This window comes from Salinisphaera sp., from assembly GCF_002729955.1.
In the GTDB taxonomy this organism is placed as follows: domain Bacteria; phylum Pseudomonadota; class Gammaproteobacteria; order Nevskiales; family Salinisphaeraceae; genus Salinisphaera.
Map to the genome: position 1 here is coordinate 26,973 of NZ_PBYA01000043.1, position 21,252 is coordinate 48,224.

General features: G+C 63.4%; 14 protein-coding genes. 6 read left to right on the plus strand and 8 right to left on the minus strand.

Going from position 1 to position 21,252, the window contains the following annotated elements; genetic code table 11:
• Nucleotides 1–611 precede the first annotated feature (611 nt).
• Together CMN27_RS12315 and CMN27_RS12320 are read left to right on the plus strand one after the other, a co-directional pair.
• Entirely contained in the window at nucleotides 612–2,642 is a 2,031-nt protein-coding gene (locus CMN27_RS12315) for an EAL domain-containing protein (protein ID WP_293626820.1), read from the plus strand.
• A gap of 152 nt (nucleotides 2,643–2,794) precedes the next feature.
• Complete coding sequence (locus CMN27_RS12320; protein WP_293626822.1) at nucleotides 2,795–4,879, plus strand: phosphatase PAP2 family protein; 2,085 nt, start codon at nucleotides 2,795–2,797, stop codon at nucleotides 4,877–4,879.
• Between the two features lie 98 nt (nucleotides 4,880–4,977).
• Here the strand turns inward: CMN27_RS12320 and CMN27_RS12325 are convergent, their stop codons facing one another.
• Entirely contained in the window at nucleotides 4,978–5,583 is a 606-nt protein-coding gene (locus CMN27_RS12325; RefSeq protein WP_293626824.1) for a DedA family protein, read from the minus strand.
• A gap of 531 nt (nucleotides 5,584–6,114) precedes the next feature.
• Between CMN27_RS12325 and CMN27_RS12330 the strand changes: the two genes are divergently transcribed.
• From CMN27_RS12330 to CMN27_RS12340, 3 genes are all read left to right on the plus strand, one after another.
• Nucleotides 6,115–7,380, plus strand: a complete 1,266-nt coding sequence (locus CMN27_RS12330; protein ID WP_293626825.1) for a MipA/OmpV family protein — start codon at nucleotides 6,115–6,117, stop codon at nucleotides 7,378–7,380.
• Nucleotides 7,381–7,604: 224 nt separating this feature from the next.
• Complete coding sequence (locus tag CMN27_RS12335; RefSeq protein ID WP_293626826.1) at nucleotides 7,605–8,681, plus strand: GGDEF domain-containing protein; 1,077 nt, start codon at nucleotides 7,605–7,607, stop codon at nucleotides 8,679–8,681.
• A gap of 150 nt (nucleotides 8,682–8,831) precedes the next feature.
• Complete coding sequence (locus CMN27_RS12340; protein ID WP_293626827.1) at nucleotides 8,832–10,844, plus strand: M48 family metalloprotease; 2,013 nt, start codon at nucleotides 8,832–8,834, stop codon at nucleotides 10,842–10,844.
• 155 nt (nucleotides 10,845–10,999) lie between these two features.
• Here CMN27_RS12340 and CMN27_RS12345 read toward each other — a convergent pair whose 3' ends face one another.
• The 4 genes from CMN27_RS12345 to CMN27_RS12360 all read right to left on the minus strand — a co-directional run bounded on the left by CMN27_RS12345 (nucleotide 11,000) and on the right by CMN27_RS12360 (nucleotide 15,519).
• Complete coding sequence (locus tag CMN27_RS12345; RefSeq protein ID WP_293626828.1) at nucleotides 11,000–11,620, minus strand: trimeric intracellular cation channel family protein; 621 nt, start codon at nucleotides 11,618–11,620, stop codon at nucleotides 11,000–11,002.
• 249 nt (nucleotides 11,621–11,869) lie between these two features.
• Nucleotides 11,870–13,093 (minus strand): WG repeat-containing protein, encoded by a 1,224-nt coding sequence (locus tag CMN27_RS12350; protein WP_293626830.1) that lies wholly within the window; start codon nucleotides 13,091–13,093, stop codon nucleotides 11,870–11,872.
• 429 nt (nucleotides 13,094–13,522) lie between these two features.
• Entirely contained in the window at nucleotides 13,523–14,542 is a 1,020-nt protein-coding gene (locus tag CMN27_RS12355; RefSeq protein WP_293626832.1) for a mechanosensitive ion channel, read from the minus strand.
• A 494-nt stretch (nucleotides 14,543–15,036) separates the two neighbouring features.
• Nucleotides 15,037–15,519: a hypothetical protein gene (locus CMN27_RS12360; RefSeq protein WP_293626834.1), complete on the minus strand. Its 483-nt coding sequence runs from the start codon at nucleotides 15,517–15,519 to the stop codon at nucleotides 15,037–15,039.
• A gap of 518 nt (nucleotides 15,520–16,037) precedes the next feature.
• On the opposite strand from CMN27_RS12360, the gene CMN27_RS12365 reads away from it, so the two are divergent.
• Complete coding sequence (locus CMN27_RS12365; protein ID WP_293626836.1) at nucleotides 16,038–17,651, plus strand: BCCT family transporter; 1,614 nt, start codon at nucleotides 16,038–16,040, stop codon at nucleotides 17,649–17,651.
• Between the two features lie 187 nt (nucleotides 17,652–17,838).
• Here the strand turns inward: CMN27_RS12365 and CMN27_RS12370 are convergent, their stop codons facing one another.
• From CMN27_RS12370 to CMN27_RS12380, 3 genes are all read right to left on the minus strand, one after another.
• Nucleotides 17,839–19,056 (minus strand): FAD-dependent oxidoreductase, encoded by a 1,218-nt coding sequence (locus tag CMN27_RS12370; RefSeq protein WP_293626838.1) that lies wholly within the window; start codon nucleotides 19,054–19,056, stop codon nucleotides 17,839–17,841.
• 309 nt (nucleotides 19,057–19,365) lie between these two features.
• Nucleotides 19,366–20,727: a DUF945 family protein gene (locus CMN27_RS12375; protein WP_293626840.1), complete on the minus strand. Its 1,362-nt coding sequence runs from the start codon at nucleotides 20,725–20,727 to the stop codon at nucleotides 19,366–19,368.
• Nucleotides 20,728–20,992: 265 nt separating this feature from the next.
• Nucleotides 20,993–21,130, minus strand: a complete 138-nt coding sequence (locus CMN27_RS12380) for a hypothetical protein (RefSeq protein WP_293626842.1) — start codon at nucleotides 21,128–21,130, stop codon at nucleotides 20,993–20,995.
• Nucleotides 21,131–21,252: the final 122 nt, after the last annotated feature.

The window sequence follows — 21,252 nt, forward strand, 5'->3', positions numbered from 1 at the left end:
GACGGGCTCGCGCCATGCAAGCAGCCCCAGTTCGGCGGAATAATAAACGGTTACACATTGCACCGCTCCACGCGATGGCGTGATCGCCGGGCGCGGGCTAAAGAAACGTTTGCCCCAGCCGATGATCCGGTAAGGGGCAAACGCGCTGGAAATTCGTCCCGACCCGTTGACGCGGCCCGTCACAACAAGCCACAGCGCGTTACCAGAATAAGCTTAGCCCGCGTGATGGCCCTGCCCACGGCAAACATCAGGCGCGTGAGGCACCAGGACGCGGCACAGCCCACACCTCACTCCCCATGACTCGAAGTTAACGCGTTCCAATGCCCAAGCTTGAATCCAGCAAACTGCAGGCACAGCATCAGGCCGACATCATACGCGGTCGCCAGATCCACGCGGCTCAGTTGAGCACCCAGCACGGGCTAATCAGCTTCATCATCCCGGCGATCGTGACGGGTCTGCTGTTCTACCCTGAGTGGGGTCTGATCTCGCTGGGCTGGACGGTGGCCGTTCTCGTCGTTTTCACTGTTCGGTTCTGTATGTTGCGCCGTGCAACGGCGCGGGGGCCGATTCCCCTTCCAGCCCGAAGCGTCCGGCCAGTCGTCGTCGCGACAGTGATCAACGCAACATTGCTTGCCAGCTTTCCCGGCTGGGCGATCGTGCACGCGGACGGCCTGGCGCTGGCCTATATGCTTTCGCTTTATCTAGGCACCTATTGGTCGGCGTCGTTCATGCTGACCGCGCTATTCCCCGCGGCGTGCTCATTTACGGTCACGCACTGGTTAGTCACCGTGGCCGTGCTCTGCATGGCCGGCCTGGACTGGGAACGGGTCGCGCTCATCGTGCTTTTCGGCACTGGCGTGGTCGCGGCGCTGGCCATTACGCGCCAGCAGTCGGCGCTGTTCCGCGAGTCGGTCATTCAAGAGATCGAGCTGGCAAGAAAAACGCAAACGATCGAGGTGCTGCTCAAGGAACACGAGAATCAATCGAGCGACTGGCTATGGCAGACCGACGACGGATTACGCATAGACCAGCCTTCATCGCGCTTCATGCAGGCGATCGCGATGGACGAAGCAACCCTGTCCGGGAAACCGATTCTCGAACTGCTCGAGCAGGTGTCCATCGACTTCAACCGAGAAGCGCTTGCAGATCTGGAAGCCAATCTCATACGGCGCCGTTCGTTCAGGGACGTCGTCATTTCGCTATCGGTGGACTCGCGTGCGGCGTGGTTTTCGATCTCGGGGCGCCCCGTCTACGACGCGAGAAACCGCTTCGCGGGCTATCGCGGCGTCATGGCGGATGTCACCGAAGCGCGACAGGCGCAGGCGCGGGCTGCGCACCTTGCTCAGCACGATGCGCTTACCGATCTGCCCAACCGCGCGAACTTCAGCACCCTGCTGCGCCGCTCGCTGGCGCGCGGGCGCTCGTTCGCGTTGTTGAGCATTGACCTGGACGGCTTCAAGGCCGTCAACGACAGCTTCGGCCATTCCGCAGGTGACGCGACGCTCGTCGAGATCGCCCGCCGCCTGCAAGAGAACGTCGGGTCGAAGGACGTGGTCGCCCGTCTGGGCGATGACGAATTCGTCATCCAGGCCTGGGGCCTGGAAATCGAACAGCTCGAAATCCTGTGTCGCCAGATCATCGAGGCCGCTGGCCGCGCCATGATCATCGACAACCAGACGGTGGTCGTGGGCGCGAGTATCGGCGTGGCCCTCGCGCCGGCCGACGGGGCGACCACCGCGGATATCCTCAAGAGCGCGGACGCGGCTCTATATCGGGCCAAGAACGATGGCCGCGGTACGTTCCGCTTTTTCTCGCCCGAACTCGACAAGGAGCTGCAGCTTCGACAGCAGGTCATACAGGAGCTACGGGCAGCGCTCACCCGCGACGAGCTGGTTTTGTACTACCAGCCAGTATTCGATGCCCAAAGCGGCGCGATCACCGGCGCCGAGGCACTGATCCGTTGGCCGCACAGCGAACGCGGCATGATCTCGCCGGCCGAGTTCATCCCCCTGGCCGAAGAAAGTGGGCTCATCCTCGTACTCGGGAACTGGGTCATCGAACAGGCCTGTCGCGAAGCCGCGAGCTGGCAGAACGAACGCCGTATCTCGATCAACGTATCGCCCCGACAATTCAGCGATACCGATCTGCATACCCATATCGTCTCCGTACTGGAACAAACCGGGCTCGCGCCCAGCCGGCTTGAGATCGAGGTCACCGAGACGGTATTCATCAAGGAGCCTCAGGTGGCGCTGGATATGCTGTGTCGCCTGCGAGCGCTGGGCGTGCGCGTCGCGCTCGACGACTTCGGCACCGGCTATTCGTCGCTGAGTTATCTGCGCTCGTTCCCGTTCGACCGCATCAAGATCGACCGCGCCTTCGTGCAGGAAATCGGCCAGCGCCAGAACGACCAGGTCATCGTTCATGCCATCGTGGACATTGCCACCGGGCTCGGCATGAAGATTACCGCCGAAGGCATCGAAACCCGCGACCAGGCGGACTATCTCGCCGGCATCGGCTGCCACGAATTTCAGGGGTTTTTCTTCGCACGGCCGGCGCCGGCAGGCGAACTACTACGCGCCGCGGACCGGTACGCACGTCCGCCCGCGCAGCTCGTCACGCAACAAACCTTGTTCAACCCGTGACGCGAAAATAAAACACGGCCTGCCTTAAGGAATCTTAACGAAAGGTTCACAAACCGCCACTAGGCTCCTGCGCTTTCGCACCGCTCTTCGGAGAGACCTCTATCGTGGCAATTTTATTTCGTAGGCAGGCCGTTATACGGCCTCTGATACCCGTGTTCGTCGGCGCGCTGCTGATCACGGGCTGCAACGGCAGCTCGGACGATTCAGTCGTTACGACGTCGGCGGCCAAGCCGGCCATGCCGACCATGCCTACAGGCGTCGGCGAGGAAATGGCGGTCGACGCGCCGCAGCCAGCCTATCCGCTGCCCAGCCTTCGCTACGCGTCCAACAATGCGGACGGCACGCTGCGCTGGGTGATCGGCGACAACCCCGTGCCCTATGCGCTGCGCGGTATCAACGACCTATGGAAGGGCACATCGGACGCCTATCAGAACGCCGCCTCCGGCGACGGCCCGGATAATTATCTGGACAACCCGATCGTCGATACCGACGTGTGGGCCGCCAACATGGCCTATGTACTCGAGGTCACACAGAACCGCAGCGACGAAGAAGCGATCCTGGCCTTTCTGGACGACACGCGCAGCAAGAACTACAGCGTGATTGACGGCTACGGCCCGCTGACCGAAAGCTATGTCGACAATTCCGGCGCCTATGTGGACATTGCCGTGCCCAGCGTCGCGCAGGTGCTCGAGGACGAGCACTATTCTTCCGCCTATAACGACAACATCCGTTTCGCCGGCGACCAGACATCCCAGCTGGGCGAAGTGGTGAGACTCGTCGACGCGTTCCGCCAGCGTTCGCCGGCATCCACCAGCGCGTCCAAATACATTTTCTCCACGCCGCGGCCGTGGCGCATGACCGATACGGGCGAGATCGACTTCCTCGGCACCACCCAGAACTACGCCTGTACCGACGCCAACGGCTCGACCGAACTGCGCACCGTCGATCAGTACACCACCAACGTCGACGTCGTCGCCGGGCTGATGTGTGCGCGCCGCGCGCACAGCGAAAGCCACCACGAAAAAGGCCTCTATACGCCGCAAACGCAGAACCGGCGCAAGGACGGCGGCTACCCGAGCGGGCACACGAACGCCGGCTATCTCGCCGCGCTGGCCTATGCCTATGCCCTGCCGCAGCGCTATGCGGAGATGCTCACCCGCGCTTCGCAGCTGGGCGAGGACCGCATCGTGGCGGGCATGCATTCGCCCGTGGACGTCATCGGCGGGCGCATTCACGCCACCATGGTCGCAAGCTATGCCCTGAACCAGGCCGATATCCAGGCCGAAGCCACGGCCGCCTACAACCGCGCCCAGCAATTCTTCGGCCAGCAGGCCGGCGCGGCCGGTATGTCGCTCTACGACTATGCGCACCGGCGGGTGGAAGACGAAGCCGGGCTGATCGAAGGCGATAACGTACGCACGCAACTCTACGATACCAACCGCTACGACGACTACGAGACCAACCGGCAGGATTATCTGTTCCGGATGACCTATGGCCTACCGCAGAACGAGGCCGAGGCCGGCCAGGCGCCCGAGGTACCGGCCGGTGCCGAGGCACTTCTGGCCTCGCGCCTGCCCTATCTCAGCGGCGACCAGCGTCGTGCCGTGCTCTATACCACCGCGATCGATTCCGGCTATCCCATTCTCGACGATACCAACGGCTGGGGCCGGCTCAACCTGTTCGAAGCGGCCAACGGCTATGGCGCGTTCGAAGGCGATGTCAACGTCACGATGGACGCCGACCAGGGCGGCTTCAACGCACACGACATCTGGCGCAACGACATCGACGGTGAAGGACGTCTGGTCAAGGACGGCAACGGCATTCTGGAACTGGCCGGCGACAACGGCTACACCGGCGGCACCGTCGTGCGCGACGGCACGCTGGCCGCGCGTTCGGCCACGGCATTCGGCGCGGGCGATGTATATGTCGACGGCGGCACGGTCGCCATCGACAGCCCTGAGCCGGTCGCGATCGCAGGGAATCTGACCGTCAACCGCGGCGGCCTTACCTTCGCCATGGACGCCGAGGCCCGCCGGCTGATCGCCACGAAGACGGTCTATATCGAGGGCGGCACGCTCACGCTGGATTTCGATAGCGCCGACGTGCCGGCGGCCGGCACCCAGCTGACGTTGCTAAGCGGTGGAAACCTCGCCGGGCGCTTCGCCCGGGTCGACAGCGGCGATACGCCCGTCGAACTCGCTTATAGCGCAGACAGCGTGATCGCCACCGTTCAGTAAACGCCGGCCCCTGCGTATCGAGCCGGTGGCGCGTCATGCGTCGCCGGCTTTTTTGCGACCAGGACAAACGCGGTATCGGCGACGGTCGCGGCGCCCCGCTAGTTCTGCCGGCGGTCTGCCTTGAGCAACGCCCGTAGCCGTATGAGGTAGAGCACAATCATCGCGCCGAGCAGCACCAGACCCACGCGCAACGACGTGACCCCGTGCAGGGCATGGGAAAGCCCGTGCCCCACGCCGATCAACACACTCGCCCAAAGCGTGGAACCCACAGCCGTGGACACCAGGAACCGGCCGAACGGCATTCGATGCAAACCCGCCGGTACCGAGATCATCGACCGCATGCCCGGAATCAAGCGGCCCACGACGATCATCGCATCGCCATAGCGGCGGAACAGCCCGCCGGAGCGATCGATATCGGACGGCTTGATCAGCAGCCACCGCCCAGGGCCGACCAGAAACCGCTTGAGACGGGCCTCGCCGACCACCCGGCCGAAAAAATAAAGCGGCAGCGTACCCAGCACCAGTCCCGCGGCGGAGGCCGCGATCGCCAGGGGCACACGCAAGGCGTGTTGGTCGAAAAGCGCGGCGGCAAACGGGATGGTCGCTTCGGCTGGCAGCGGCGGCATCAGGTTGGCCGCCGCCATGACCGCCAACAGATAGATATAGCCTTCGATCGCGACGAGGCCGGGAGCCGTCAACAGCATTAAATGATCGCCTTGCCTCGGGGATAGGGCGCGGAGTATGAACCGATCGATACCGCGAATCGAACCCGCCTGCTGCACTATGCACTGATCGCCGTCGCGACACCCGGCCCTGCGCACCGAAAGTCATGCCCACTGGCGCTAAAACTTGTCGAGCCCGGCCCACGGATTGCGCAGCCGTAGACAATCAGGGCGGGCGATCTCGTACGGCAGGGTCACTGAAACGCGCCATCGAGTCTCGGTAGTATTACCTATATTCAGCCGCCGGCTCGGACGATGGCAGAACGTTCGCGGAAACGCACAAAGGCTGTTTCGATTTCGATTTTCCCGACTATGAAAAACCGAAGCACGCTAATAATCATCGGCTGTTTCATCCTCTGCGGTGTCCAGTCATCCCCCGGCTACGCCGAACGCCTGCCACGACCGCACGAGGCCGATGGCGCCGACCGATATCACGCCAGCGCGGCGGCAAACCGTCCCACCGCGCCCCCCGAATCGGCACTGCGTTCCCCTGTGTACGCAGCTGGCCCGTCATTGGCATCCGCAACCAGCGAGACACGTGGTGCAGACGGCCAGGTCTGGGGCATCGCCGCTGCCGGACGACTTGCTTCCGTACCGTTCGCGGTGGGCGGCGACAGCGCGACCGCCTCGCTCGTACCCATGCTGTTCTACGAAAACGATTATTTCTTCCTGCGCGGCAGCGAAGGCGGGGCGCATCTGTTCAACGCTTCTACGGTACCGGTCGAGGTCAGCGCGCTGAGCCGATTGCGGTTCGTGGACCTGCCCGCCGACCGCCGCAACGCCCTGGACGAGGATTCGATCGATTTCGGCCTACAGCTGCGCTACGACGCGCCGGCGCGACCGACCGTCGATCTGGAACTCATGAGCGATCGCGATGCACGTCTGCACGCCAACCTGCGGCTGGCACAGACCCACGCCTTCGGCGACTGGCAACTCACACCGAATGTGACGGTCCGCTATAAGGACGCCGACTTCAACACGACCTACTACGCATTGGACACCTTCTATGGCGAACGCATAGGCGACGGTATCGACGCGAGCATTGGCCTGGATGCCCTTTATCATCTCGCCAACAATTTCTATCTATTGGGCGCCACGAACCTGCGACGTCTCGATGATGCGGCCTACGACAGCCGGGCCGTGGCCGATCGCTACGAAGCCAGCGTCCTGTTCGGGCTCGGCTACTTCGAAAACCAGTCGAGCGCCCGAAAATCGAGCCTCACCAACGACCGCTATGTGCGAATCGCCCACGGCTGGGCCACGCCGTCCAACATCGGCGACATCCTCGCCGGCAAGACTGAAAAAGACCGCTACAACAACCAGCTCACGTCACTGTTCTATGGTCATCCGCTCGCCGACGACGTGCTCGGCCGGCCGCTTGATATCTATCTTACGCCGGGCGTGGTGCACCACTGGCCGTCGAGCAGACAGTCCACGCTCACCGAATATGTAGCGGCCATCAAGGCCTACTACACCTTCGAATGGCCACTGCAATGGCGCTTCGGCGTCGCCGAAGGTTTCTCCTATATCGACGATGTCACCTATATCGAGGCAAGCGAGATGGCACGCAAGGAATACAAGCCGAGTCGCCTGTTGAACTATCTCGATTTCTCCCTCGACCTGAACGCCGGCACGCTGTTCAACCGCCCGGCATGGCGTCATGTGTGGGTCGGTTACTCCATTCACCACCGCAGCGCGATCTTCGAAAAGGCCTCGCAGTACGGGCGTATAAAAGGCGGCAGCAACTACAACACGCTATACCTGCAGTTCGACTTCTAGCGCCGAAAGCGACTGGGCGAACCTTAGGCGGGCCGACGCCCAGGGAACAGGCTTAAAGCGGCAAGCAACCGCTCACGCCCGATGCGCTGCGCCAGGCAGCGAGAAAGGCCGGCGCTCAAATTCGCACGCGATCGGCCGATAACGTCACTAACGGTTTTCCGAGGGGGGGGGTGCCGGGGCGGTTGAACGGCCCCGCATGCATCGGAACTCGACGAGGCAATCCCATGAATCTGGCAATCGACGCGCGCCGCACGACCGCGCATCGTGCGTTCTGGCTGATGACGCGTCGCGTGACCATTCTCGCAGCAAGCGTGGATGCCATTTTCTTCGTGTTTTTCCTATGGTCCGGCCCGGCCTACATGGCATGGATCAATCTGCTGAGCATCGGCCTGTATGCCACGGCCAACCGCCTGCTCGCCCATCGCTACAACACCCCTGCCCTCTGGCTGATCTGGCTGGAGGTCATGGGCCACGCCATCATTGGCACGCTCGCGGTGGGCTGGGAGGCCGGCTTTCACTATTACCTGGTGATGTTCATTCCGGCGATCATGGTCAGCGGCTATATATCGCGTATCGTCGTGCCGCTGGCAGCGTTGTTCAGCATTTATGTCGGCATGTATCTGGCCGCGACCTACTTCGGGCCGCTGTCGCCGATCGCCGGCTCTGCCCTGGTCGCGCTCTATCTGTTCAACGTCAGCGTATTCTTTGCCATGGCCAGCTATACGGCGCGCTTTTTTTATCAGCGCGTGCGCCAGAGCGAAAGCCAGCTGCGTGAATACGCCGCCCGCGACGCCCTCACCGGCCTGTTCAATCGACGCTATCTGCTCGATCTGGCCGGGCGCGAGCAGACACGCGCCCGGCGTGAAAACGCGCCCTTGTCTCTGGCGATTGCCGATATCGACCATTTCAAGAGCATCAACGACAGCCACGGCCACGAAACCGGCGATCAGGTGTTGGTGCATGTCGCCGGCATTCTCGAACGCTGCTGTCGGGCCGGCGATACCGTGGCCCGCTGGGGCGGCGAAGAATTTCTGTTCCTGCTGCCGAATACGAACGCAGACGAAGCCACCCTGTTTGCCACGCGCGTGTGCGAAACCGTGGCCGAGCGGTCGCTCCCCCGCGAAGACCCGCCGACGCTGGCTTGTACCCTGTCTCTGGGCGTGGCCTGTCTGAGCGAGGACGAAAGCCTGACCGAGGCCCTGGCCCGTGCCGATGCCGCGCTCTATGAAAGCAAGACCGCGGGTCGAAATCGGGTGACTGCGAACAGTCCGGCCTGCAACCAACCGGCCCGATCGGCCTAGCCCGCACATCCGGCGCCGTGCCTTGTCAGCACGCAGCGCCCGGCCGGAACAAGCCTCAAAGGCCACCGGTAGCGCGGTCGATGGCTGTGTTAGCAGCCACAGATCCCTAGTCGTTTATATTCGCGGGCGCTCTCGACGGCTGTACTGTCCATGATCGCTTCCCTGCCTGCCCTCACCCGAACCTTCCTCGCCGGATTTCTCGCGCCTGCGACCTGTCTGGCACTCGCCCTGGTGGCCTGGCTGCACGGTGCATATCCGCCTGACCTGACCAGCGCCGTCGCCGCGCGCGGCCTGTATAGGCTACAGCACTGGGCCGCGGGCGGGATGGCGCTATCGGCGGGCCTCTGGCTGGTGTTCAGCCTCTATCTGCTCGTGGCCGGGCATCGTCGCGCCCGCCAGGCAAACCATGAACCAACCCGACTGATCGAGGCCGCGCGCTGGCTGCGCGGACGGCTACCGCGCCTGCTTGTCGCCGCCACGACAGCGCTGGCGGCCACGCTGGCCTCGGCCGCGCTATGGCTGGCAATCGCGCTGGGTTTGTCCGACCCGTTGCACGGCGATATGCCGATTTTGCACAAGGCGGCGATCATGGCCTGTGCCAGCCTCGTGCTGTTTGCCGGCATCGATCTGTTCCGCTTCGTCGCTGGTGCCCGTGCACTGCGCCAAACGCTGGCCGAGCAGCCCGTCATGCAGGTGCCCGGCCAACAGGTCACCGAGCCTGCGGCGCCTGCGCTATGGCAGGCCGTGCGTGACATCGCCCAGGCACAGAACGCGCGCCTGCCCGACCAGATCGTGCTCGGTTTCGTGGAGGGCGCATTCGTGACCGCCGCCCCCATCCGGCTACAGCCGGCAGGCACGGATATGCAGGGTTGCACGCTCCACCTGCCCCTGTTGACGCTGGCCCATCTCGACGAAGCCGAATGCAGGGCGCTGATCGCCCACGAGCTATCGCATGTCGCCAACGCCGACATCGAACAGGCGCTGGCGCTCGCCGCGGACCAACGCGCCGTCGGGCGTGCCTATGCCGCGCTCGAACACAGCAGCGCCCGCGCCCAGCTGGCGGGCCTGCTCACACGACCCGTCGCCCGTATTGCCGAAAGCGTGATGGCCGCGCTGGATCGCGCCGTGGCCAGGGATCGACGCGCGGCGGAATACCGCGCCGACCGGGCCGCCGCCGCTGCAAGCTCGGCACCGGTCGCCGCGGCAACGCTGCTGCGTGCGGCGGCCACGCAAGACGTGGCCCGGCAGGCGCTCGCAGCCTTTCAGAATGGCGAGATCACGTCCCCGCAACGCCCGTTCTCCGCCGCCGATGCCTGGCTAAGCGCAAACGCCATGCCGGCCGTTGCAGACCACGCCACCGCGCCCGATCCGCATGCACGACACCCGAACTTCAACGACCGGCTGGCCGCGCTTGGCGTGGCCCACGACCGTCGCCTGGATACTCAAGCGGAGCGAACAATCGCGCCCGGGCACGACGCCCTGTCCCGCTTGATCGGCCCTGACGCCCCGGTGGTCGAACAGATCGACCGAGAGCTGGCCGATCTGCTCACCGACGACTACGCCCGCTGGCTGCACGCGCTGGTACGAGATCGGCAGAACACGCCGGCCGACAACGTCTACTACGCCGACATGCGCGCGGTGATCGCGGTAAGCGTTGGGGTCGGCATCGCCTGTCTGCTGGGCGGACTGTTTTTGTTCGTATCCGGCTATGCCACCCACGATTTGCTGTTGCCCGCGATCGTTGCGCCCTGTGTGGGCGTGCTGAGCCTGGCCCTGGCGGCGTGGCGGTGGCTGGGCAAACCACCGGCCGTGGTACAAGTCACCGACCGCGCGGTCATCAGCCGGGCTCTGCGCGACCCCATTCCCATCGATGCGGTGGACAACGTCAGCTTCGACCGCCACAACGGCCAGCTCAGCGTTTATCTGCAGCTGCACGAACAGGCGCCGCTGCCGCGCTGTCGGCGCATCACGCTCGGCGCCGCCCAGTGCCATCCACCCTCGCGCCACGTGGTGTTGAGGTTCGGCCCCCTGCGCAGCACCACCGGACGCATCAGCCACGAACGCTTCGTCGAACGCTTTACCGCCGCCCTGCAGGGCCGGGCTGCGGGCTCCGTACTCGATACCCTCGGGGTCGAGGCCCAAAGCCAGAACGCCCAGCGCTGAAGCCCGCTCGCAACGTGCGATAAACCGCCAAACGACGCATGCCGGCACGAAGGGTCCGCTGCCGAGACCCTACGCCGGATCGACCAGGCACCTGCAACGGGCGCGTGTCTGCGCGGCGTCGAGCAGCGCGGCCACCGCGGGCGTGGCGCGACGGCTCAGTCGTCGGGCACGCGCGGTACCGGCAGATGCCAGCCGCGCCGCATGGCCATGTAACGCACGAAAAAGCACAGCACGGCCGCGCCGATCACGGTGGGCACGAACGGCCACTCCAGCGTGACGCCGGTCACCGCAACGCCCGAGCCCAGCAGTGCTGCCGTGGCATACAGTTCGGTCGGGGCCAGTATCATGGGCAGGCGATCGATGAGCACATCGCGCATGATGCCGCCGCCAATGCCCGTGATCATGCCCATCACCGCCGCCATCACCGGCGAGATGCCGAACTCCAGCGCCCGGATCGAGCCGCCCACGGCGAATAGCGACAACCCGGCCGCGTCGAAGATCGCGACCGGCCGGCTGATGCGATCCACCCACCGATAACCAAAGAACACGACCAGCGCGGCAAGCATCGTCATCAGCCCGTAGCGCACGTCGGCAATCGCCAGCGGCGGCGTGGCGCCGATGAGCAGATCGCGCGTGATGCCGCCCACCGTGCCGGTCGCAAACGCCAGCACCGCCAGCCCGAAGATATCCAACCGCTTCTGGGCCGCCGCCATCGCGCCACTGAGCGCAAAAACGAACGTCCCGGCCAGTTCCAGCACGGAAAGTAACAGGTGCATAGCAGTCGAGCCGTCGGGTGCATGGCGGGCGCAGAACGGCCCTATTTTAATGACCCGTGCCGGCCGGACGCCACGGCCGAACACACACCGTCCGCAGCATCCGGCTATCGCAGCCGCTGCAGGGGCCGAACTGCGCAGATGCCTCCGTGCGTCGCGGCTCGCCCGTGGCTAGAAAACCATGCCGAGGCGCAGCACTTTGCGCTTCGACCAACCCGGCAGCCGAGATCCAGCCGAGCGGTATCCGCGACGTCAGCCGGCGTGGTCTTCGCTTTGCCCACGGAGCGGGTTGCGCAGGATGCCGGTGGTGCCGCTGTTCATCGGCGATGCGAAGGCATGGCCTTCGCTGAAGTGGCCGACGCTGTAGAACTGCGGCTCAATAACCATGCGGCCATGAGTATCCATGAAACCCCAGCCAAGGCGCTCGAAATCCTTGCCCTCATTGAGGCCGCGCGCCAGCTCGACGCCAAGCAGGCCTTCGTGGAATACGTGCTTCGCGTCGATCATGAACCGCCCCTCGTCATCCAGGAACGGAATGCGTGCGATGCGTTGGCCGTCGCGATCCAGCACCTCGATATAGCCGTCGCTGTTATCACTGCGTTCGCCGTCAACGGCAAACATCGTCACGCGGTCGCCGTAGCCGCGGGGTTTGTGCTCGTAGCGCGCCGGCACCACCACCTCGCCGCGGTCGTCGATAATGCCCCACCGGCCGTCGCGATAGAATTTCGCCCGCCCATCGATGAACGGGCCGACACGTTCCATATCGTCGGCAATCGTGAAGCGAATCTCGCCCTCGGTATCGATGACGGCCCACTGGTAGGTCTTGGGCGTAGGCCCCGGCAGGCTGTCGTAGATACGGCTGAGTTCGTTATCGCCCTCGGGCCGGGATACGGGCGTGGCCTGGGTCGATACCACCGCCAGCCCGTCGGAGAACGGCGCCGCCGCCGGATAGGGCTCGTCGCGCAACCTGTGCCCGTCACGGTTTACAAAATTGCTGCCGCCGCGTTCATCGACGATACGCAGCCAACCGTCGTGAAAATTCCCCAACGGGTGATGCAGGTTCGGGTTGTCGGCATCCACGCCATGCCAGCGCGGGTCGACGTCGAGCACGGGCTGGCCGTCGGTATCGATGAACTGCCAGTCGCCGTCCCGGGTCTTGACCGCGGCCAGGCCTTCCGAGAATTCGCGGGCCTCGGCGTACTTCAAATCGATCACGCGCTTGCCCTGGCGATCGACATAGCCCCAACGCATGCCGACCTCGCTGCGTTTGAAATTCCCCACCGGTGCAAGGCCGTCGTGAAAATCGCCGGCCTTGTCGTACTCGGGCTCGACGACGTACCGGCCCTGCAGGTCGAGAAAGCCGTATCTACTCGTACCCCGCACGCGGGCCAGCCCCTGCGAAAAGCCGTGCGTCGCGCTCAGGCCGGTGCGCGGCGCCACCGCATAGTCCGGCGCGGCCACGGCAGAGAAAGCCATCGCGCTGCAAACGAGCACGAGCGCGGATAGAAATAAACAACGGGTCGCTGGCATTGAATCGGCGTACGGCAGTGGAACAAGTCGCGGCCACCGGCGCCCAGAAACGAGTCAGGCGGAGGCTGGCCGACGCGCATTATGCCCATTCATCAAACACATCGCCCCTCACCGCCTGCGGTTGCGCCGCGTTCTTCTTCGAGCAGCTCTTGAACCGGGGTCGCATGTTCCGGCGCTTGGCGCTGAGCAGCCCTGGGCTCCGGCTCGCTCAAATGCACTGCCTCACCAGCGATCACGACAAGGCGAGTCCATCCGGATGTACTGGCCGACTAGGCTTTGGCAGAACGCGATTGACGGGCGATCGCGCTGCAACGCGGCTCGCATGCCCCGTCCAGGAGGCCCTGAGCGGGCCACATTGATCGCTGCCCCGATCGTTTAGTCCCTCGAGGTCGGCTGCTGGGGCTGCTCGCGGTCGGCATGCGCCCGCGCCTTGGCTTTCCAACGCGGTTCGGTCGGCCGCTCGGGGTCGACCGGCCAGCCTTCGCGCTGGGCGCTGCGATCGCCCTCGCCTGCTTCGGTCTGGTCGTGCCAGAGCGCAACGCGAGTTTCGTAGGGCATATCGATATGGGCAGCATCCAGCGCCTGCTTGATCGCCCGTACGGCCTGGGCGCGCACGCGCACCACGTCCGCCCGACGGCTGTCGGTCCACCAGCGGGCACGAATGGTCACCCAGCTGGCGGCCAGATCCCAGGCGAACGCTTCGGGGGCCGGGTCGGCCTGAATCTCGTCGACGCCGGCCAGGGCTTCGCGGATGATTTCGCAGGCCTTGTCCATATTGTCGCCGTAACCAATGCCAATATCGTATTGGCTACGCCGTTTGGCATGCGCGGTCTTGACCAACACCGCATTGGTATAGATATCGCTATTGGGCATGACCACGTTCTGGCCATCGTAGGTACGGATGATCGTGGCCCGCGTTTCGATGCGTTCCACCGTACCCTCGTAGCCGTTGATCTCGATCTGATCGTTAATATTGAACGGCTGGCGCAGCAAGATGAGCAGGCCCGCCAGCCAGTTCTGCAGAATATCCTTGAAGGCGAAACCGATCGCGATCGAGCTGACACCCAGCCCCGCGATGAGATCACCCGGATGCAGAGTCGGCATGACGATCGTCGCCGACAACATGAAGCCGACCACCAAGAGCGTCCACTTCAAGAAGCCACCCAGCACCTCGCCCAGGTTCTCGCGCGAGCGGCGTACGCCCTGTCGTACCACCAGGCGCCGTGCAATCGAGGCCAGCACCATGAACAGCAGGAACACGATGATCGCGACCACGATATTCGGCAGCAATCGTATCGCCCCGTCTAGCCAGGTATCGAGCCGCTCCACGAGCATGCCGGGGTCGATATCCAGCGTCTGTGGCTGGTCGTTGGACGAAACTTCAGGCGTGGCCATAGGCAACTCGGTTGAAAATGACGGGCGCAGGAAAAGCTACTCTAGGCCAAATACGGTCGAACACGTATCCACCCGAACGAACAGACGAAAAAATGGGCCGGGCAAGCTCACGAGGCCTTACTGGGTGCCTATATCCGCTGCGTAAAAACGATCGATTATCTGCCGCAGACAGCCGTGCCCAATCAGTCGACAGCCCGGCGCGCATGCAAGACCGGGTACTACAAACGGCTTCCTTTGCTGTTTGGATGCAGACGTCGCTCGGGCACACCGGGCCCGCCACGCCACGGGCACTGCGAGGGCTGAAGCGGTGACGGGCTTAATTCGATATGCCCCGGCCGCGCACTATGGCTACCAACCGATCTGTCTAAAACGTCCAGACATTACATTTCGCGAGTTCGAATGGGCCCAAGCCCTCTGCTCTACGCGCAATGGCGGTCGCTGGCCATGCACGATCGGGCGGCGATTCGATACCTAGACCGTCAGCCGATCCGTGGTCAGCCGACCTGGTTAAGCGCGATGGCCAGCAGCAGCCCCAACACCGTCGCGATACCCGCCAGCCGATGGTTGGTCTGAAATGCGCGGGGGAAGACATCGAGCGCGAGTGATGCCACGATCGCGCCGGCGGTAAAACACCGCAGATAGCCAAGCACGAACGGATCGGTACTCGAGAACGCCAGGAACCCGACGACGGCCGCGGCCCCGAGCAGAACGATGATCGTCGACCACAGCAGCCAGATCGCCCGCCGCGTATAGCCGCGCTGGCACAAAACCTTGGTCGCGCCCGCGGCCTCGGGCACGTTCGCCAGGAATATCGACCCGGCCAGGGCGGTGATACTCAATCCGGGCTGGTCGATCAACGTGATGCCCACCGCCAGATTCTCCGGTATGCCGCTGAGCAATAGCGAAGCCGACGTCGTCGCGGCCTGGTCGGTGGACCTCAGATGCGTTAGCGCTTCGTTGAGTGCCGAATAGAGCACCCTCGCCGGCCAGGATCGCCCCCATCGGAAGCCACGGCGCTTGATTGCGAATAACCGGCTGGATCAACTCCAGCACGACGGCAATCAACAAGGCGCCGCCCGATAAGGCAACGATGAAGCCGTCGACACGATCCGGCAGCCGCCCATACATGGCCCAGGCCGTTCCCGCGACAAGGGATGTGGCCATGGCAACGACGAACAGGGCGATCAGCATGGACGCAGCCAGCCGTAAGAATCAGGGCGAAGTATAGATACCGACGTGGGCTATTGAAACGCTTGGTCGACACTCGCCCCGGGCGCGCTTATCGACCCGGATCACGCGTTGGAAAAGACGGGCGCTTAGCCGATTCGCGCCGTAATCAGCGCCCAAACGCCGCCTGACGACCCGCGCCTGTTTTGACACTGCGCCGCCCCGACCCATAGGCTCAATGAGTTAACCCGCGATAACCGCATCTGGATTCCATGCCGCAGGCGTGTGGATCGGTGTCGGCGCGGCCATTTGTTTTACGGGGGTGTCAATGGATACGGGCAAACGCGTCGACGAGCTCGAAGAGCGCTACGATTTCGACTACGAGATAGGGGAAGACAATATCCACCCCTGGGGGTTGGAGCTGCATAACCCGGTCTTTATCTGGAGTGCCGTGCTGATCGTGCTCTTCGTGATCGGCTCCATGCTCTTTCCCGACATCGCCAAAAGCGGCCTGTCCGGTGCCAAGACCTGGGTCATAAACAGCTTCGACTGGCTGTTCCTCAGTGCCGGCAACGTATTCGTCCTGTTCAGCCTCGCGCTGATCTTTCTTCCCCACGGCCGCATCCGCCTCGGCGGCGAAGACGCCGTGCCTTCCTTCTCGCGTCTGTCCTGGTTCGCGATGCTCTTCGCCGCCGGCATGGGCATCGGGCTCATGTTCTGGAGCGTGGCCGAGCCGGTGGGCTATTTCACGGAATGGTCCGGTACGCCGCTCAACACGCCCGGCGGCGACGAAGCCTCCAAGACAGCCGCCATGGGCGCGGTGATGTACCACTGGGCGCTGCACCCGTGGGCAATCTACGGCGTGGTCGCGCTTTCGCTCGCGTTCTTCTCCTTCAACAAGGGCATGCCGCTGTCGATTCGCTCGACCTTCTACCCGCTGTTCGGCGAACGCGTCTGGGGCAAACTCGGCGACGTCATCGATACGCTGGCCGTGGTCGCCACCATCTTCGGGCTGGCCACCTCGCTTGGCTTTGGCGCCCAGCAGGCCGCGGGTGGTATGGAATTCCTGTTCGATATCCCGGCCAACCTGCCGCTGCAAATCGGCATCGTCGCCGGCGTGACCGCCGTTGCGCTGGTTTCCGTGCTGCGCGGTATCGATGGCGGCGTGAAGCTGCTCAGCAATATCAACATGGGCGTGGCCGGGCTGCTGCTGCTGTTCGTCATCGTCGCCGGTTCCGTCGTCGCATTCGCGGGCAACCTGCTGACCACCTACACCGGCTACGCCGAGTATCTGCTGCCGCTGAGCAACCCCCTCGGGCGCGACGACGAAACCTTCTACCACTCCTGGACCATCTTCTACTGGGCCTGGTGGATTTCCTGGTCGCCGTTCGTGGGCATGTTTATCGCCCGCGTCTCGCGTGGCCGGACCGTGCGCGAATTCCTCACCGCGGTGCTCATCGTGCCCACCGTCGTCACCGGCATCTGGATGAGCGCATTCGGCGGCGTCGGCGTGGACCAGGCCATGAACGGCGTCGGCTCGCTGGCCAGCGGTATTCAGGATTCGTCGCTAACCCTGTTCCGCATGCTGGAGAACCTGCCGTTCACCGCCGTGACGTCGTTCCTGGCAATCGCACTGGTCCTGGTGTTTTTCGTGACCTCGTCCGACTCCGGCTCGCTGGTCATCGACACCATCACCGCCGGCGGCAAGACCGAAGCCCCCACCTCCCAGCGCGTATTCTGGTGCGCCGCCGAAGGCTTCATCGCCGCCGCGCTGCTGATGGTCGGCGGCTCCGACGCCCTCGAAGCCCTCCAGTCCGCGGCGGTCACCACCGGCCTGCCCTTCACGCTCATCCTGTTGCTGATGTGCTATTCGGTACTCAAGGGCCTGAACCACGAGTACAAGCTGCTCAAGCTCAAGGACGCGGAAACGGCGACCGGCTGAGCCTTGCACACCAAGGTGAAATGAAAAACGGGGCAGGTGCTTTGCGCATCTGCCCCGTTTTCGTTTGCAAGCCGACCCTGTGTAGGGACAAAGCGGACCAGCATGCGACGAGCAGCCGGGGCCATCACAAGGTTCCCACCAGGCGCGCTTGACGCCGGGCACCGACACGACGGCCTACGGCCTCACGCTAGCTCAGCGCATCAACCACATCGCCCACCGCACCTTCCAGGGTGGTTTTCGTACCCAGCAAAACCCACTGATGCTGGCGCTGCAGGCCGCGATAGGCCGCGTGCGACACATGGCCCGAAATACGAACGTAGTCGTTTGTGGGCCCAACAACCAGACCGAGGTCGCCACCGTTACCAAACGACATGAGCATGCCCTTGTCGCCGAAAGAAAACGCCGTGGGGGCCCTACCATCGAGATAAGCCGTGATCTGCTCAGACAGGTGCTCAGCCTGCTGGCTGGCAACCTGGGCCGTGGCGGGCCATTCGGCCTGCGGGCACGCGCTGCAATCACCGATCGCGAAGATATCGTCGTAATCACGGCTTTGTAGCGTGTCGCGAATCAGCCATTGCTGGGCGTCGTTGGTGGCCAGCGCGTCGATGCGCGAGGCCAGCGGCGGGCCCACGCGCCCCGCCGCCCAGACCGTCATGTCTGCATCGAAGCGATCACCCGATTCGGTTTTCACGCCGTCGGCCTGTACCTGGGCGATCTTCTGCCCGGTATGAATCCGAATACCCAGATCCGCCAAGCGCGAACGCACGTCTTCACGCGTACGGTCATCGTCGATGACGGGCATGAACGTCGAACTCGCCTCGATGAGATGAATCTCCAACGTCTGCGGCAACCCGCTATCCGGGCTGGCGACCACCTCCGGATTGCTGGCCAGATAACCGGCGAGCTCCACGCCGGTCAGCCCGCTACCTACGATCGCTACACGTGCCGGGCGCGGCGGCTGGGCCGCCGCCTTGTCCAGCGCGGCGGTGAAACGCTGGTACAGCGCCGGGGCATCCGGGTAGCGATCGAGCATCACCGCGTGCTCTTTGACCCCCTCGACGCCCAGATCCGGCGTCACACCGCCCACCGCCAGCACCAACAGTCGATAATCGTGCGTGCTGTCGTCATCGAGGCAGATGGTTTTCGCTTCGGCGTCGATATCGGCGAGCGCGCCCTGTTCGAAGACAAACCCCCAGCGCTCGGCAATATCCTGATACGGAATCTCCCCCAGCTCGCCCTTGCTCGCGCCCGCGGCCAGCTCGTGTAGCCGCGGCTTCCACACATGGCTGGCCGCCTGATCGATCAACCGGAGCGGGCCACAGCCGGCACGCGCCAAACGGACCGCCAGCTCGGCGCCGCCCGCACCGCCGCCAACGATGATGATCTCTTGGTTGGGTTCACTCATCTAACCGCCCTGTCGTATCCGTTCGTTTCCAGCCGGCACCCGACAACGCGAAGCGCGATGGCGGCATCGAGCGATCAGCCGGCAATGCTGTTCGCTCAGCTTGCCCGATCCCGTAGCCATGCGCGATGAAACATTTTTCGCCGGCTGGGAATATCCTTATGGCATTCGCGGCGCCGACTGTTGCGATGATGGGCGCTTGAATCCACCCAGCTTGACGCATAATGCACGACTTGGCCTTCAAGCCCTCGTAATCTAACGTCCGAAATAGCAGAGACATCTCATACTGTCCCCGAATTGCCAGTTGGGCTATTACGCTCCGCTTCCCAAAAGCATCACCATAATCTGTCGCGCCGCACTCGGCGGTAGCGTTCTGCCATTAAACGCCAGACTGTTGTCCTCATAGTCGGCGACAAGGCTATAGCGGCCGTTATTTACACTTACGAGGTTGGCGTTCACCCACTCATTGATGGTGAGCCGCGCCTGATACGGCGAGGGGCCAGTCTCAACAATACTATCCAGCAAGCCTTCATCGACGAATCCGGCTGCACTGAGCTGCAAACGCTGCGCAACGCGCTGCGCGGGCATCATAAATTGGCGCGCGCGCTTGGACAGCGGTTCGCCCAGAGTCACCGTGACACCCATACCGACGTCGCCCTGTTCCGTCTGGATAGCTGGCACATCCAACTCGACCTGCGATTCGGTATCAAATGCGGCAATCAGGTCTTCGATAAAGCTCTTCTGTTCTGCTACGGACAACTCTTCCCATGTCGCATCCCCGCTCGCTTCGAACGAGCCAGCGACACGCGCAAGGGCGTCCAGACGCAGGCCGTCCATTTTTAAGTGCGCAGACGCTGCGACCAAATCGATCTTTTCTTCCTCGGAGATATACGGGTTCTCGACCTCGATATCACTCAGGTCGACGTCCACGTGCCACGAGCCGCGATCATCATCGAAGGTAACGATGCTGTTGATGTTGACGGCCACTGACCCGGCCCGCCCGTCGGCCCCGTTGAAACTGATCTGTGCGATCGATAGCTCGTCGCTACCACTGCCTAGCAACGAGCGCAGCATCGGTTGTTCGAAGTTGGTATTGAGGCGCGCGCTCCCCACCGTGCGCGCGTCGCGTAGGGACGCCTCGCCGAATGCACCGGATATGAGCGCGCTGGGTATCGTTATCTCGTATGTCTCTACCGCGTCGTCAGTTTCGTAGACGCCATACAAACCGCCCCACTTGACGTAGACGTGCCGACCGTCTTCAAGCCTGGCCGTGCCTTCGGCAACGGGGGAGCGCGCTTCGATCCTGAACGTCTCGTCGTCCGTGATCCAGCTATCGATACGCAACGGTGTTTCACCGAACAGGTTCAGCAGATCCGGGGATTGGTCGCGAGGGGCGCTACTCACGATGTGGGTTTGGCTTACGCCCGGAATCAACGGATGGTTGATCTTATTCTCAAACCGGACCTCGAATTCGTTGTATACGATGTCCAGCTGCGCCTGCGAGCCCAACCACCCTCGCTCATAGGATTTGATGGTGGCTTTGATATCACCGGTCTGATTGATATCGGCGATTGCAGCACGGAACTGGCTTTCAACCTCGGCGCCGGTCATGTAAGGCACTAGTCCGGCGACGGCCACTACAAACACCAGCACAATGGCTAAGATCTTTTTCATATTTCCCCCTAGTACAAATAGCCGCCAGCGCCCATGCCTGGCGATTCCGAGGCATTCGACTACGCGCGTCAGCCGGGTAACGCACTGCCTGTCGGCAATGTTCTTATGGACCTTCCCCTGCATCGGCCCCTCAACACGCTGGTTTAGTGGAGCGTGCGAATTTTGTGAGGATTCTTTAGCTTGTCCATGACCGCATACGACGGTTCGCCCGCCTGCCGGCGCGGGTTTTACCAAGCCATGAGGATGTAGCCGAACAGGTCGTCGGTCATAGTGCGGCGGTCGAGCTCATACCGGTATCATCAACCGGGTTGGCCGAGAGCGTCGGCTCGGGCGGCGTTTCAAGCGGCTCGCCGGGTTTCGAGAACTCGTCGGCGCAGGCCACGTAGTCGATCAAGCGGTCCAAACCGTCGCGGTCAAGTATGGGGTTCCGGGGACAGTATGAGATGTCCCGACTTTTTCGGACAGCCAGATCAGGGGTTAGTGGCTAGCTTACGTTCGTAGTTTTCGGGCGTTTGATAGTTCAGC